This window comes from Schaalia sp. JY-X169, from assembly GCF_014069575.1.
In the GTDB taxonomy this organism is placed as follows: Bacteria; Actinomycetota; Actinomycetes; order Actinomycetales; family Actinomycetaceae; genus Scrofimicrobium.
On sequence record NZ_CP059675.1, the window covers coordinates 242,781 to 257,831 of the forward strand.

Consider the following 15,051-nt stretch of genomic DNA (forward strand, 5'->3'; position numbering starts at 1 on the left):
ATTGGTGGGGCTAAGCGCCCCGGCTGCCGCAGCAGACGATAGTCCTGTGTCTGTTGAACCTACGGTCAGTGAAGTCGGGTTCGTCGAAGCTGCGGTTGAGTCCGGATACACGGATGGTGAAGCGGTTCCAGAGGAGGTCGGAGACCTTCAACAGGTGGAAGCCGTTGCCCCCGGTTCCGTGGAACAGTTGGATGCGGACGTTGACGCACAGGCGCGTCGCGCCCTCGAAGGTGAAGTAGACGTCAATATCGTTCGCACTGATCTCAAGACCGATAACGCTCTGATTGCTGTCACTTGGGATCCGCAGGCGACAGATCCGGAGTTGGTCTCTCTGCGCTATCTACTTGATGGAACGTGGTCTGAGTGGGTCTCTCTGGAGGTTGCAGAAGAACCAGGGGATGAGACGGAAGGCGCAGCTACCGTAGCTGGGACAGAGCCGTTCTCACTGTTCTTTGCGGATGCAGTTGAGGTGGTAGCGCGCGGCACGGATGACGTGTCGATTCCCGGATTAACGCTGGTTGTCATTGATGCCGAGTCAACTGAACCACTTGAGAACAACCTCGCTGAACTTGCGGAAGAGGCCTCGGACGAAGATGCAGTGGAAGAAACTGCTGTGGAAGAAACAGTGCCGGACCAAGAAGAGCCAGTCGAGGGTAACCCACAATCGGAGACAAGCGTCGGTGACGAACTGCTTGAGCTGGAAGGTGCTGTTGAAGGCACTGGTGCCTCATTCCGCAGCGCATCGACATCCGTTCTCAGTTCAAGTGTTGGCGGTGTAATTCCTGCAGCTTTGAACTCAGCTGGCACGGTTTTTGACACCGGTTACGCAGGCTTGAAGATCAACACCCGAAAGGCGTGGGGTGCCAACGAATCGTTGATGACTTGGACGCCAAAGGCCAACAAGATTCAGGGTGCAGTAATTCACCACACTGAGAGCTCTAACAACTACACGCAGGCTCAGGTAGCCCAGCAAATCCGCAATATCTACGAATACCATGCGGTGGAACTTAAGTGGGGCGACATCGGTTACAACGTCATTGTCGATCAGTTCGGTGGAGTTTGGGAAGGTCGCGCCGGAGGACTGACGAACCAGATCCATGCGGCGCATGCCGGAAACGCAAACGGGACGACCTTTGGGATTACTGTCATGGGTGGCTTCATGGATGTGGCCCCGATCGCTGCTGCACAAGACTCGGTTGCAAAGACGATTGCTTGGAAGCTGCAGCTGCACGGCATCAACTCTGTCGACGGAAAAATCTCGGTACTGCACCAAAGTGGAAAGTACGTTTCGGTCCCAGTTGTCTCTGCACATCGTGACGTAGGATGGACAGACTGCCCGGGCGATGCGTTCTACACAAGAATGCCCAGCGTTCGCACAGCAGTGCAGAAGTACTTGACGGAGTCGATGATTGTTACTCCCACACCCAATCCGCCAACGGCGCCAACCACGAGTTTCGATGCTGCGAACGTCATTTCTGACAGTCGATTCTATGATTCTAACGCCATGTCTGAGGCTCAAATCAAAAACTTCATTCAAACAACGGGCAAAGATTGCAAACCCGGGTCAGGGACAACGTGCTTGAAAGACACCGTTTTTCCAACGCAGAATCTCAAGACATTGCGCGGCGGATGTGCTGCTCTGAGCATGTCCGGGAACCAAAGTCCCTGGACCATCATCGACAAGACTGCCAAGGCTTGTGGTTTGAGCCCCGAAGTCATCTTGGTTACCTTACAGAAGGAACAGTCTGGCCTTACTCAGCCTAGGTCTGCAGCCTCATGGGCCAAAGCAATGGGTAGCGGTTGCCCCGACGGTAGTGGCTGTGATGCTGCGCAGGGAGGGTTCCAAAAGCAGATTTACTACGGGGCCGACAAGCTGGTTTCGTACAAAATCCAGTCACAGGCTGGACATGTTGACGCATTCAAGTCCGGCAAGGCCATGACTGTCCTACAGAATCCTGGGACGGCCTGCGGCTCATCGAGTCTGAAGTTTGCAAACGTCGCAACGGCTTCGCTTTACGAGTACACGCCATACATTGGCAACGCAGGCAAGGCTGGCTGTTCCACAATCGGCCAGAAGATGTTCTGGGACCTGATGAACCGGTATTTTCCGGCCTCGACAACCACCCCGGTAACGCCACCGACGACACCCCCTGTAACACCTCCTGTTGTGACGCAGCCCAAGCCAGCCGTGAGCTGGCAAAAGACTGTCCAAATCGGCAGAGGTTGGCCCACAAAATCCATCTTCCCCGGTGACTGGGATAAGAATGGCCAGCCCGACATGATGCTCATCAATGCCAAGGGTGACCTCATTCTTTATCGAGGCCTCCCGGGGGAGAGGTTCCAATCTCCGGTGAAGATCGGCCAGGGCTGGAATGTCATGGATTGGGTACAAGGCGGGGTTGACTGGAATGGTGACGGAAACATGGACCTCCTGGCTCGCGTTAAGTCGACCGGTGAGCTCTACATGTATCCGGGTAATGGCAGAGGCGGGTTTAATGGAAAAGTCCGTATCGGGGTCAAGTGGCAGAACCTCAAGAACCTTGTCGTGACCCAGACCGCTAAGGGGCCTGGCATCTATGCGATCAGCGGTGACCAAATGCTCTACTACCCGGGGAATGGCCGTGGCGGATTTAATGCCAAACGCGCTTTGGGATTCGGATGGAAGAACATGACTGCACTGATTCCTGCGGGCGATTGGACTGGAGACAAGATTCCTGACCTCCTAGTGCGTGACTCCAAAGGGCTTCTGTTCCTCTACTCAGGGACCGCTGCAGGGACTCCTGGAACCAGAGCTCAGGTTGGTACTGGCTGGAATGTGATGAGGACCATTGGCCCAGCCAACGCAACCAAGTCGAAGAGTGCCCTGTGGGCAGTGCGCAATGACGGGGCGTTGATGTCCTACAAGATCCATTAGATAAGCGCTGTGTATTGTTTGAGATTCCAGGATTCTTGATGGCAGATAGTGGCTACGTGATGGAGACTGTCGTTCCGGGATCTGCGTTTTTCGGACGATGCTGAGCGGTCTTCGATTCCTACCGTGATAGGGCTCCAGCTCTGCTCTTGAGTCCAGACCAAGCTCCGCGTAGACGCCGCTTTGAGAGCTGAACCTTATCGGCGCGAAGCGCGTAGGGGCCCCGCTTGGATACGGCCATTATGGGGACTTGGTGCGCTCCGTAGTTACGATTTCGTCGCTCGATGGACTTCATCATGGATCCTTGGAGGTCAAGGATGCTTGAGCGCCCTCTTGCTATCTCGATGGCCTTCCAACGGGCGATAATCATCCCGTTCTGGTCACGCAACGCCTCGTCCACGCCACTCATAAGCGAGTGAGTCACATTGCCATAGTGAACCATGTATATTCCTGCATGGGGAACTCCCGTGCTCTGGTCGCGAGCGATCACTATCGATCTACTTGCATTCTTAACCACAGCCTCATCGATCTGGTTAACAAACTCGTCAGAGTAAGGTACTGCACGTCCTTGTCGTTCGAACGTGCTTCGATTCAGAGCCAGAAATGTCTCGAGATCATCTTCGACTTGAGCAGCCAGTGTTCGCTCTGCCTTGCGAAGTTGAGATCGGTTTCGCTTATCCATTTCCCTTAGGATCACATCCAAACTCGCATCTAGTCCTATCTGATATGTGTAGCGAGTCGTTTCTGTGTATCCGCTCCAATAGAACGGTAGCCAGTTTGTCATCTCGGGCGGGAAAACCTGGTAGAAGCTGTCGTGTGGAGGCAACGCATCGATAAGCTCTGCAAGCAGCTGATTGGTTCTTCCGAGAGCCTTTGCGTAGCCCGCACCGGTATCTTTCAGCCACGGTCCAAGTGTCTGCGTCAGGGCCGGCTGCGTCAGACGCCGGTTCTTGGACTGACCCTCAAGGGTAAACGGGAGGCGCGCGATCGTCTCTCCTCCGGACTGGATCGACACTTCTTCCCACTGTCCCGGGGCGGTTGCGTCGAGCCACCACGGTTCCTGAAAGACGGAATAGTATCGTGGCTTATTCATCTTGCACCTGTGGGTTATAGGGGTGAGTGTATCGTCGCTGATGCCATCCCGTAACGAAAGTAGTCGAGGTCAGCGGGATCGAAAGGGTAAGAGCCGTGTACCGTCCCGCCGGGGAGAACCCTGACGACAGGTATGACCGCCTCGACGGGAGATTACCGGGATTAATGTCGGTCGCGGCAACGCAGGATACAGGGTCGTAGTGTGTTGTTGCATACTGAACGCGCTTTGCGATTAAGAAGCGATGGAGCCCTCTTCCCCGGTGAGTCGCGCGGGTGTGGTCCTCAAATAGCCACGGGGCACTTCCTCGTATGGACGGTGGGAGGTGGGATGGTTGGGTCATCACGGATGCAGGTGCAAGCCACGCAGCTGCGGCCCATTCTTGGTCAGCAAAAACAAGAAAGCCCACGCAGCCTGCTTCCAAATAGTCAGTGTAGCGAGCGCTCCTGCGAGCGTCTCCGGCATGCGTTATGAAGCGGTCCAGAGCGGCCCTGTCGATCCTTGTCCAACTGTACCCTGCCGGTAGATCGAGTACTTGGGGGCTTGGGCCAACCAGCTCATAGATCAAATTGGTGCGTTTCTGGAGGATCTTTCGCAAGCTACCCTCCTAAGGGCTGAGTGTTTCTGACGATTGCTTACGATCATAGTCCTGTGCTCTGCTATCGGATCATTAGACTAACGCTAGCGGCAGGATATGGTCTACAGAAAGGACCTAAAATGCAGCCGGTCAACGGTTTGTACAGACGTGTGCGTCGCAAAGCGTCAAATGTCGTCCTTGCACGACTTCCCGGACCTATTCGTGCACGGCTGCTTGGGCCCGAGTATGGGTTCAGCCGGTCAGACGCTCAGCCGCTCGCACATGCAGAGGATGCTCCGATTCGGTGCCTCATCGCCCCTGCAAATTTCGGATCTCAAGGCTACTATTGGGCCCAGGCAGCGAACCTTCTGGACGGTGTGTACTGTGTGAATCTGCAGTTCGTTGCAGATGGGCAGCGTGTCGTTGGCCCGGCGAGCTACTCGGTGAATCATCGGGTTGGTAAGTACTCGCGGCAGTGGGCGCGAAAGCAACGCAACGTACTTGCTGAAGAGTTCACGCATGTGCTTCTCGAGGCCTCGACTCCTCTCCTCGGTGGACTCCACGGCGCGGCGCTCGAAAAGGAAGTGCTTGCTTTGACCCGCAGGGGAATAAAGGTAGGTCTTATCAGCCACGGCAGCGAAGTTCGACTGCCGTCGCGGCACCGTGAACTCGAGCCATCGTCGCCGTTCTTTGAGCCGATGAACGGACGAACACAGACGCTGGAAACACGCGCCAAGGGCAATATCGCAGTGTTGGATCGGCTTGCTATGCCCGAGTTTGTCTCAACACCAGACCTCCTCGAATTCCGCCCAAACGCTACTTGGCTACCACTCCTTACAGACGCCGCCAAGTGGAGTACGCTGTCGCCTTCGCAACTTGGTGATCGTCTGCCAGTGGTGCTACACGTTCCATCATCGCGGCCCGCACTAAAGGGCTCAAAGCCAATCCATGATGCACTCGTAGCCTTGCAGGAAGAGGGCGTGATTGAGTATCTAGAAGTCAACGGCGTTCCATACGAGTCAATGCCAAGCTACGTTGAGAGAGCTGACATAGTTGTGAACCAGGTCGGCATTGGCGCCTATGGGACTCTCGCTCTTGAATCGATGATCGCGGGCAGGGCCGTTGTGACCCAGGTTTGGCCATCTGTTCGGGAATATATTCTTGATCAGACGGGGATGAAACTGCCGATTATAGAAGCTAACGCTCGGAGCGTTTATTCTGTGGTGCGGGAAATCGCGCGAAATCCAACAGCGTACTCATCTGTCGGAGGGGATTCGCGGATTTACGCCAATAAGGTCCACAACATGGAGGTCGTAGCTGGACGTCTAGCACCGTTCCTATTGAGCTGACCAGAGCGGGATTTCCTGTGCGCATGGGGAGCTAGGTGGCATCCGCAACCAGTCCGGCGAGCCTTGCCTGTTCTCTGAACGTCGGCACTTCCCTGACTACCTCATCGAAAGTTCCTGAGGCCAAGAGGAGTCCATCCTCCATAAAGAACAGCTGATCCACGTCCTTAACTGTTGACAGACGGTGCGCAACCGAAATGACAGTTACGTCCCCGTGCAGCGCCCGAATTGCCTTGGAGACTTCGGCTTCGGTCTTCGTATCAAGCGCAGAGGTTGCTTCGTCCATTATCAAGATATATGGATCCGAGTAGAGCGCCCGAGCTATACCAAGGCGTTGTCGTTGGCCGCCGGAGAAGCCCATTCCACGCTCGCCTACACCGGCGTCTAGTCCACCGGGACGCTTCTCGATGGCGTCCCAAAGTTGAGCGCGCTTGAGACATTCAATGACCTTCTCCCGATCGATTGTTCCCTGCCACGTAAGCGCAACATTCTGCGCCACAGAACCGTCGAAAAGCGACACATCTTGGGGTACATACCCCACGCGGGATCTCCATGCAGCCAGCACGTCGGAAAGTCGCTGATTATCGAGCATGACAGAACCTTCCTGCGGCTCGAGTAGACCGAGGATAATATCTACCAGAGTTGACTTTCCAGATCCTGATTCTCCAACTAGGCCGACGCGTGTGCCAAGCTTTATAGTCATTGAAACGTCGCGTACTGCGGGCTCTTCTCCTGTCGGGTACATGAAGGAAACAGACTTGAGCCGGAGCTCCTGAGGGTCACCGTCAAGGGGTTCTTTACCCAAGACTTCCCGCTGTGCTTTGTAGTCCTCAGCATCTTCCATGTCTCGAAGCACTGCGCGAATCTGAGCTTGGTTTGCGTTCAGATTATTGTTGGTTGTCTGCAAGTTGATGAGCGTCGGTATCAGACGCATTGCACCTACGGCAAAGAGGACGACTGCGCTGATTGCCTCGTTCATGTCGTGTGTGAGTACGAAGGAAATCACGCCGACAAGGAGGAATCCTCCTATGAGGGCCGCGTCCATGACGAACTTGGGAACGGAACCTAAGAACTGGATGTTGGCACGCGCCCGCGCAGCATGTTTGCGGTTTCTGCGAACTTCCTCAGCTACCTCGTCGAACTTGTTCCTGAGCGTTATCTCCTTTAGAGCGCCGACCATATCCGTCATCAGCGATGCAACTTTGTAGCTATAGTCGCGGTTAACACGCCCCGCAACAACGGCCCTCCTCGTCAGTACCGCTGACAGAAGATACGCGATCAAACCCAGATAAACCACCGCGATCGCGGCGGTCAAAGGCCGGACCACGGCCAAAGTTACCAGGATTAAAACAGATGATAACAGCGAAGCTGGTAGAGCGATTATTGGAAGGATCAGGCCCGAGACCACGGCAGACACTCCAACGTCGGCCATTCTCACCAAACGGGAGCTGGTGCGTCCTAGCCGGACGACCCACGGCGCACCAATGTAGGCGTCAAACAATCTGAGGCCTAGGCCAAGCTCGAATTCTGTGAACTTCCTCGTGGCAGCCCATTGCTGAGCGAGCGAAAGCGCCGACTTCATGAGAATTAGGCACGAAACAACCAGAATGAGCCAGACGTACCCATCGGGCCCAACTGAAAGATTTACTACGGGTATGTTGATCTCGGAGCCTTGAAGCATCGACGAAAGTGAAAGTGCCAGGAGCATTAGTGCGGCGACATCCAGAAGTGTCAGGAGGCACGATATAAGTACGTAAATGCGGATGTACCGGGTGGCTCCGGGAGGTAAATACTTCTGAACCCGTTTGAACTGCACAAAGGCGGCCTTCATCGCTACTCCTCAGGGTGTTCTTTTCACCCATATCCTAGTGTAGAGGTGTGGGGATGGCCGACTGCCTAGACTTGGAGATGTTTAGCAAGATGAGCATAGTAACCGGTTGTGAAGAGTTGGTATTCATATGGTGAATATTCCCGAGAGAGTGGGACGGTCCTTTCGAAAAGCAGCATGGTCGGGGATGAACATGTTTCCTGAGAGGTTGTGGAGGGCTCGCGCCCCAGAATGGTCGAAGTGGGGCAGCACTGAAGCTAATGGTCTACTGCCGCGTCTAGAAGGCGAAGTGCGGCTCCTGATTGGCCCGGCTAACTTTGCAGGGCAGGGCAACCTCTGGGCGCGCGCTGCCGAAATGCTACCGGCGGTCCAAGCAGTTAGCGTGCAGCCTCGAGCGGTCGGCCCAATTCGATATGAAGCAGACTTGACTGTCAGCCCCCATATGGCGGCACACTCGCGACATTGGGCCAAGAGGAACCTTGAGTTAGTCAAGGACCAATATACGCATGTGCTCGTGGAGGCTGGCTACCCAGTTTTTGGTGCCGCGTTTGGTAACGACCTGGTCAGTGAAATCAAAGACCTCAAGAGAGCGGGTTTGACCGTGGGTTACATTGCACATGGCTCAGACGTGCGGAAGCCGGCTGAGCATGCTCAACGGGATCCGTTCTCACCATTTCTCGACATGGATGCCGAGCTCCTGCGGCACTATGAGCGCAAAGCAGATAGAAACCTGTCGGTGCTGGAGAGCGTTCGAGTCCCAGAGTTTGTGTCCACAGTTGATCTCTTGGAGTTTTGTCCGGGCGCTACTTGGCTACCGACGCTCGTGGATGACCATCGGTGGTCAACTCGCAAGGGGAGGTTTCTCGCCTCGCCGGACAGAAAGCGCCCCATGGTACTTCATGCGCCCAGCCAGGTGGGGGTGAAGGGGTCCGCAATGATAGACGCGGTGCTCACGAAACTCGATGTAGAGGGGGTAGTTGAGTACGTGAGGGTTCAGGGAATACCATCGGCACAAATGCCTGAGCTCGTGGGAGGTGCAGATGTGGTAGTTGACCAGATAGGTACCGGCGCTTATGGAGTTGCTTCGCTGGAAGCAATGACTTATGGACGTGTCGTTGTTGCGGGGGTTTGGCCCTCCACGAGAGAGTTGCTGAAGTCTGAATTCGGTCAGGAACTGCCGATTGTTGAGGCAGATCCAAAGACCTTGGAGTCTGTAATTCGCGGGCTTGCGGCAGATCGAGGGAAACGTGCACAGCTAGGAAAGCGGGGCATTGAGTTTGTGGAGGCAGTTCACTCCCCACAGAAGGTCGCCGAAGTATTAGCGCCATTTCTAGGTGTGCCTATGCAACCGAACTGGAGAGACCGATGAGACGAATACAGATCGTCATTGGTGTTCACGACGAGCGCCGTCCGGTGCGCAGAGCTATCGAGAGCGTTATATCGGATGAGTTTGCGGATGCCATTGTTGTGGCCCACGGGATCGATCCAGGTCTGTTGGACGTGCCATTGGACAATCCTCGGGTAACTCTCCTGGAATGCCGCTCAGGTCGAGGTAAGCCGGGGGTTGCCTATAACTACGGTGTCGAACGATCCTCGGCACCCTTTGTTGGACACCTTGGGTCCGATGATTGGTATAACCCAGGTGCACTAACCGCGATGCTGGAGGCTGCCTACCGTGACGAGGCTGATTTCGTTTTAGCACCTCTTGGTAAGGCCAAAAGTGAACGAGGGTTGCGTCCCATCACTCTCAGAAGTCAGAATCTCAGTGGTGAGCGAGACCGGCTCTTTTACAGAACCGCCCCCCTAGGTATTGGGCGTAGGGAAGTCATGAACAATCCCAGATACAAAATGACCGAATCTGTAACGTCTGGAATGGATCTTCAAGCCAGCGTCGCAATGTGGACTGATGGTTTAAGGATCTCGTACAAATCTATGGATCCCGCCTATGTCGTTGGTTCGGATGCAGCAGAACGAGTGTCCAGCCGCCGCCGGTCTCTCGAGGAAATTACGGAGGCGCCAAGGCTACTGCTCGAGCAGCGCTGGGTTTGGGAACTGCCAAAGCAACAGCGATACGGTCTGGCAGTGAAACTACTCAGAAGCAACATGATCGACTATGCAGCTATGTATAGCGCGCATCAAGCGTGGCGCCACGGCGATGAGGTCCTACTCCGCTGTCTCGTGGATGACATTATGCAACTGTCCGGAGTGGCGATCAGGGCTCTGTCAGCCAATGAAAGCCGAATCATTGATGAGATAAGGAGTGGAAATCCAGAGAGCATTCAGCGTGCACTTGCTAGGCGACGGAGCAGTCCTCTGCGGGAGAGGGCACTTCCAAGAAACCCTCTTGATGCGCTCCGCCATGACTCCCTGCTTCGTCGCGGTTTGGTCACACAGGCGTGGAGGTTTGCCGTGAGGAGAGGTGGAGGACTTGATTAGCTCTCGCAGGGAGGACACCAAAATTCTGGCGTCCTGGGTGACCCTCGAAGTGAGTCCAACGCGACCTGTAGCACTTGGTTGCCCGCAGGGAACACCCTCGGCTTGGAGCGTGAACGATGCCATTGAGATCAACGCGGTGGCACTTTGGGGTCAAGGACCCCAGGTAGTCCTCGTAAGCGTCGATACGCTATATGTCGGAAGTTGGCTGGAGGAGTTGATCGTCTCTGCTCTTTCACCGGTGCCCCGCGAGAACATCCTCATAGGGGCTTCTCACACGCACTCTGCGCCGATGACGGATCACTCAAAACCGGAATTGGGAGTCCCCGACGAAGAGCATCTTTCGTCACTCGTCGCTCCCGTCCAGACTTCGATGGCTGAGCTTCTTGATCCAAAGAATTGTCAGTTTGTGACGACGACGGTGTGCTTCGGCCATGCCAAGCATTCCATAAGTCGTCGACTGAAGGCCTCAAGACAGGAGCTTGCTGCTGGCTCGGAGACAGTTGTGATGCGCCCGGATTGGCGTGGAACTACCAACGAACAAGTTCTGATGCTAGAGCTTCGCGACCTTGAGGGAACGGTTCGTGCGGCAGTGTGGAATTACGCCTGCCACCCTGTTGGATTCCCGCTGGGGGACACAGTCTCAGCGCACTTCCCTGGCGCGGTGAGGTCCGCGTTGCGCACTAAGTGGGGAGCTGGTACTCCGATTGTGTACTTCCAAGGTTTCTCGGGTGATACTAGGCCGCGATCACTGGCAGTCCTGAATACTCCTCGTCGGATTCTTGGGCGCTTCCTCCGACTTCAGAGGCGCAGACCGCCGACATGGCAGCATATTACGCTCCAGCAGTATGACGATTGGTTGGAGAGCTTTGTAGCAACAGTGCTGAGGATCTCGGAAAGGCCCAAGGTTGTGGAGGTGACTAGCGCTTTGGCTTCACGGACAGTCATTCATGGTGAACAGTTTGTGTCGCCGCCGCAGAACGTGTCCTTTCAAGCGATCAAGCTTGGGAAAAGCCTTGCAATCGTCGCAGCCAGCGCAGAACTGGTTGCAGAGTACGCGGTACCGGTGAGGAGGATGACTCGCTCGGCTCTAGGCTCGCGATGGGTTATGTTGGTCGGATGTATTGATACTCCATTCGGATACGCACCAACACGCGCAATGCTTCGTGAGGGGGGGTACGAGGTGTCGGGGTTCTTGGAGCCTTTTGGTCTCGATCGCGTGAACCCTCGAATTGAGGAGAGTCTTCTTTCTGGTTTTTCCGAGGTCCTAGCAAGCTTGGGAGACAGAACAGATGTCTGATGCACAAGCTTATGACGACCAAATTCAAAGAGAGCACCCGACGGTCGACGTGATTATTGCCTGTCACTCGACTGCGCGCCCTCTTGCGCGAGCAGTAGCGTCTGTCCTCGATGGAAACGCTAACGCCGCTAGCGTCACTGTGGTTGCCCACAACATTGCAGTGGACGAGTTGCGTGCGGTCCTTCCACATGCGCATGCCAGTCAAGTGCGTTGGCTTAGCCTCAACGATGGGACCCACTCTCCTGCAAACCCCTACAACTATGGGACGGCAGGATCCACTAGCGAATGGGTGAGCCTGCTTGGGTCAGACGATTACCTTCAGCCGGGGGCCGTAGCCGACTGGTTAAGCGTCGCCGCTGACTCGGACGCCGTGATTACCAGGTTAATGCACGACACGGGCGTGGTGGTGAGGACCCCGCCGGTGCGCCCCTTTCATCAAGGGCTCCGTGATGCAGTCAGCGACCGCCTCTACTATCGCAGTGCGCCGCTAGGCTTGATGAGGCGCGAGTTCCTCGAGGCCCACGATCTGCGTTGGGATGCTGATCTAACTTCCGGTGGGGATCTGCGGCTCTCCACCATGCTGTGGTCCTCTGGGAGGGTGGTTACGCAAACCATGGGACCCGGGTACGTGATTGGGGCGGATGCTGGTGACCGTGTCACTATGAGGCTCGCACCACTTGACGATGAACTGAGCCATGTTGATCGAGCCTGGGGTGAACATGGCTGGGCGCGACGGCTAACGTTGGGCCAACGAGACGCATTGGCTACAAAGTACTTGAGAATCCATATTTTTGGTGCGGCATACTATCGGGCAGCAGCGAACTGTTGGACTGCTGAGGACAGACTAACCCTTTCCAGAGCAACGGCTCTGATCCTCCGGCGAGCTCCGCGTGCTGACAGGGCCCTCTCCATCGCAGATCGAAGCCTTCTGGTCGCTGCGCTGGACACGACAACCCCTGACCACGTCATAAGCCGTTTGGCTTTGGCGCGCCGCCGATTTTACACATTGGCGGCCCTAATCCCCAGAGACTTAAGTCAGATTTTTAATCGGGAAGCACCACTGAGGTTCATGGCGTCGTCGGCCCTAGTGCGGTGAGAATGAAGCAGTACTCGAAAGAGCATTCAATGCTGGAAGTTGATTAGTGTGCAGTCAACAAGTTGAGGAGCTATTACCATTTGAGGTGGACGAAGTGGAGGAACACTTGACAGCCCCGAACAGAAAGCCACTGGCGCGAGATTTTCGTGTGGTGATGACCAGTCGGATATTCCTCCCCGAACCTGCCGCAGCATCCTTCCGGCTGGGGGCGGTGTACGAAGCCCTCGTCGAAGAAGGCGCTGAAGTGACTGTTCTGACAACCGAGCCGGCTCTGACTCCTGAGATGGTCTTGACCGCGGAGTCGCCTCAGATCAAACGCTGGCCTGTACTGAGGGATAAGACAGGCTATGTGCGAGGCTATCTGCCCTACATGTCATTCGACATCCCACTGTTTTTCCGGTTGCTTGCAGAGCGTAGACCCGATGTGATCTTGGTGGAGCCGCCTCCGACAACCGGCGCAGTCACCCGTGTCGTTGCTGCGCTGAAACGAGTTCCATATGTTTGGTACGCCGCTGACATCTGGTCGGATGCTACTGAAATCACCGGAGCTCCAAAACCAGTTGTAAGCATGCTTCGTTTTATTGAGAAGTTTTCGATTCGTGGAGCGGCTGGAATTATCGCTGTCAGTGACGGGGTCGGCAAGCGCGTGGCGGAGCTGGGGGGAAAGAACATTCGCGTCATCCCAAATGGGATTGACACGGATGTTTACACGACTCGTGTGGAGCCACTTGAGGCTGGTGAGTTAGCAGAGTCGGGAATCGTCTCCCCCTACCTGATCTATGCAGGTACAGCCTCGGAGTGGCAGGGGGCCAGCATCTTTGCAGAGGCAATGCGAAGCATCGCTTCCGCAGAAACTAAGCTACAAGTGGTATTTGTGGGTCAGGGAACCGAATGGGACTCGATTCAGAAGATCTCTGCCGAACTCCAGGCAACATACGGTAGAGACGTGATCATTCAGGTTCCACCTGTCTCACCATTGCGAGTAGCTGAACTCCTTGCGGGTGCTGAGGGTGCTCTGGTTTCAATCGTGCCTGGGCAAGGATATGACTTTGCGTACCCGACGAAGGTTCTCGCGGCGCTTGCTTCCGGTAAGCCAGTCGTATTTGCAGGAACAGGGCCTGCGGCATCCGACATTGAGTCGCTTGGCCTTGGCATCGTGACCGACTATGACCCGATCAAGGTAGCGGACGCAATGACTCGACTTGCGCCTCGTTCGGCGATGCTGTTTAGTCCTGAACGCCTTCGTTCCTGGGTGATCGATAACAAGTCGATGCGGGCAATGGGCACGCGAGCCGCCGACTTCATCCTTTCAACTGCGAAATGCGGCGCATCACCGCAGGTAGGGAGATTCGTCAAGTGATCATCGCGGTTGTTACGCCCTGGTATCCATCCCAGGCACGTCCTGTCTCCGGGTTGTTCGTAAAGCGCGAGGTTGACGCCTTGGATGGAATCGGCGAAGAGGTACGAGTCATTCACCTCGATCGCGACTTGCCTGATGGCGCCCAAGCACGGCAGACCGTGGGCGGAGTCAAGGTGCTCAGAATAGGTATGAATCCGGCGAACCCGTTCTCCGTCATGAAGGCCGTCGCGCCTCTGCGTGCGGCTGTTGTCGGTGTCGATGTCGTCAACACGCACGCCATCTCCGCACTTCCCGTTGCAGCAGCAGCGCGTTTTCCGGTGCCTTGGGTGCACACAGAACACTGGTCTGCGCTTAGCTCTCCCGAGTCTGCATCGGCGCTCTTGAGAACTGTCCGGCCAGGGTTTGCGGCTCTCTTGCGTCTTCCGGACGTGGTCGTTGCAGAGAGTGAACGACTGGCAGCTCCGATCCGGCAGTTTAGAGGTAACAGAACAGTGGAGCTGATCCCCTGTATCGTTCCAGCGCCGAACCAACTTGTCCCGAGGCGAAATGAAGGAGGCGATCCGACTGGGTCAGTGCCCATTAGGCTTGTTTCAACCGGTGGTGTTATCCCGCGAAAAAACCCTTTGCTCGCCGTCCACACTCTGGCTGAGCTTCGAGACCGTGGTGTAGATGCCTCACTCCGCTGGATCGGGGAAGACGAACAAAAGAGTGAGGCTATTCGGCTCGCAAGTGACCTCGGTGTCGATGCGAAATTCCTTGGCGCACTGAGTCCCCAGCAGGTACAAGAAGAGTTGGCTAGTGCCGATATCTTCTTTGCTCCCACCCAGGGGGAGAACTTCTTTGTTGCAGCCGCAGAAGCGCTCGTGAGTGGCAGGCCCATCTGTGCTAGCGACCAAGGGGGCCACACCGAATACGCTGATCCGGCATTCAGCGAGATTGTGTCAGAGCAGACGCCGGGGGCTTATGCCGAAGCGATCATTAGGCTCCGCGACAAGACCCGTGGTGTTACTGCTGCAGAGATAGCCGCCACAGTCGAGCGCAGATTCACAGCAGAGACGGTGGCACGGGCATACGTGGGCCTATACGGTGGTTAATCAAAAGCGTATCGAC

General features: G+C 55.7%; 10 protein-coding genes. 8 read left to right on the forward strand and 2 right to left on the reverse strand.

What is annotated here, in order from left to right:
* Nucleotides 1-46: 46 nt before the first annotated feature.
* A complete protein-coding gene (locus H2O65_RS01075; protein WP_182141789.1) occupies nt 47-2,914 on the forward strand; it encodes an N-acetylmuramoyl-L-alanine amidase in 2,868 nt (955 codons plus the stop codon).
* Nucleotides 2,915-3,032: 118 nt separating this feature from the next.
* Here H2O65_RS01075 and H2O65_RS01080 read toward each other — a convergent pair whose 3' ends face one another.
* Entirely contained in the window at nt 3,033-4,004 is a 972-nt protein-coding gene (locus H2O65_RS01080) for a GNAT family N-acetyltransferase (RefSeq protein ID WP_182141790.1), read from the reverse strand.
* Between the two features lie 714 nt (nt 4,005-4,718).
* Here H2O65_RS01080 and H2O65_RS01085 point away from each other — a divergent pair.
* Nucleotides 4,719-5,927, forward strand: coding sequence for a glycosyltransferase (locus tag H2O65_RS01085; protein WP_182141791.1), 1,209 nt, complete (start codon nt 4,719-4,721; stop codon nt 5,925-5,927).
* Nucleotides 5,928-5,958: 31 nt separating this feature from the next.
* Here the strand turns inward: H2O65_RS01085 and H2O65_RS01090 are convergent, their stop codons facing one another.
* On the reverse strand, nt 5,959-7,755 hold the full coding sequence (locus H2O65_RS01090) for an ABC transporter ATP-binding protein (RefSeq protein WP_182141792.1): 1,797 nt from the start codon (nt 7,753-7,755) through the stop codon (nt 5,959-5,961).
* Nucleotides 7,756-8,041: 286 nt separating this feature from the next.
* Here H2O65_RS01090 and H2O65_RS01095 point away from each other — a divergent pair, with 286 nt between their 5' ends.
* The 6 genes from H2O65_RS01095 (at nt 8,042) to H2O65_RS01120 (ending at nt 15,035) form a co-directional block, all read left to right on the forward strand.
* Nucleotides 8,042-9,121 (forward strand): glycosyltransferase, encoded by a 1,080-nt coding sequence (locus tag H2O65_RS01095; RefSeq protein ID WP_182141793.1) that lies wholly within the window; start codon nt 8,042-8,044, stop codon nt 9,119-9,121.
* A complete protein-coding gene (locus H2O65_RS01100; protein ID WP_182141794.1) occupies nt 9,118-10,188 on the forward strand; it encodes a glycosyltransferase in 1,071 nt (356 codons plus the stop codon). The genes H2O65_RS01095 and H2O65_RS01100 overlap by 4 nt, the downstream gene beginning before the upstream one ends.
* Nucleotides 10,189-10,297: 109 nt before the next feature.
* The gene (locus H2O65_RS01105; RefSeq protein ID WP_182141795.1) at nt 10,298-11,485 is read left to right on the forward strand and encodes a hypothetical protein; all 1,188 of its coding nucleotides are present in this window, start codon (nt 10,298-10,300) and stop codon (nt 11,483-11,485) included.
* The gene (locus H2O65_RS01110) at nt 11,478-12,581 is read left to right on the forward strand and encodes a glycosyltransferase family 2 protein (RefSeq protein ID WP_182141796.1); all 1,104 of its coding nucleotides are present in this window, start codon (nt 11,478-11,480) and stop codon (nt 12,579-12,581) included. The genes H2O65_RS01105 and H2O65_RS01110 overlap by 8 nt, the downstream gene beginning before the upstream one ends.
* A 94-nt stretch (nt 12,582-12,675) precedes the next feature.
* Nucleotides 12,676-13,941 (forward strand): glycosyltransferase family 4 protein, encoded by a 1,266-nt coding sequence (locus H2O65_RS01115; RefSeq protein ID WP_182141797.1) that lies wholly within the window; start codon nt 12,676-12,678, stop codon nt 13,939-13,941.
* Nucleotides 13,938-15,035: a glycosyltransferase family 4 protein gene (locus H2O65_RS01120; protein WP_182141798.1), complete on the forward strand. Its 1,098-nt coding sequence runs from the start codon at nt 13,938-13,940 to the stop codon at nt 15,033-15,035. The genes H2O65_RS01115 and H2O65_RS01120 overlap by 4 nt, the downstream gene beginning before the upstream one ends.
* Nucleotides 15,036-15,051: the final 16 nt, after the last annotated feature.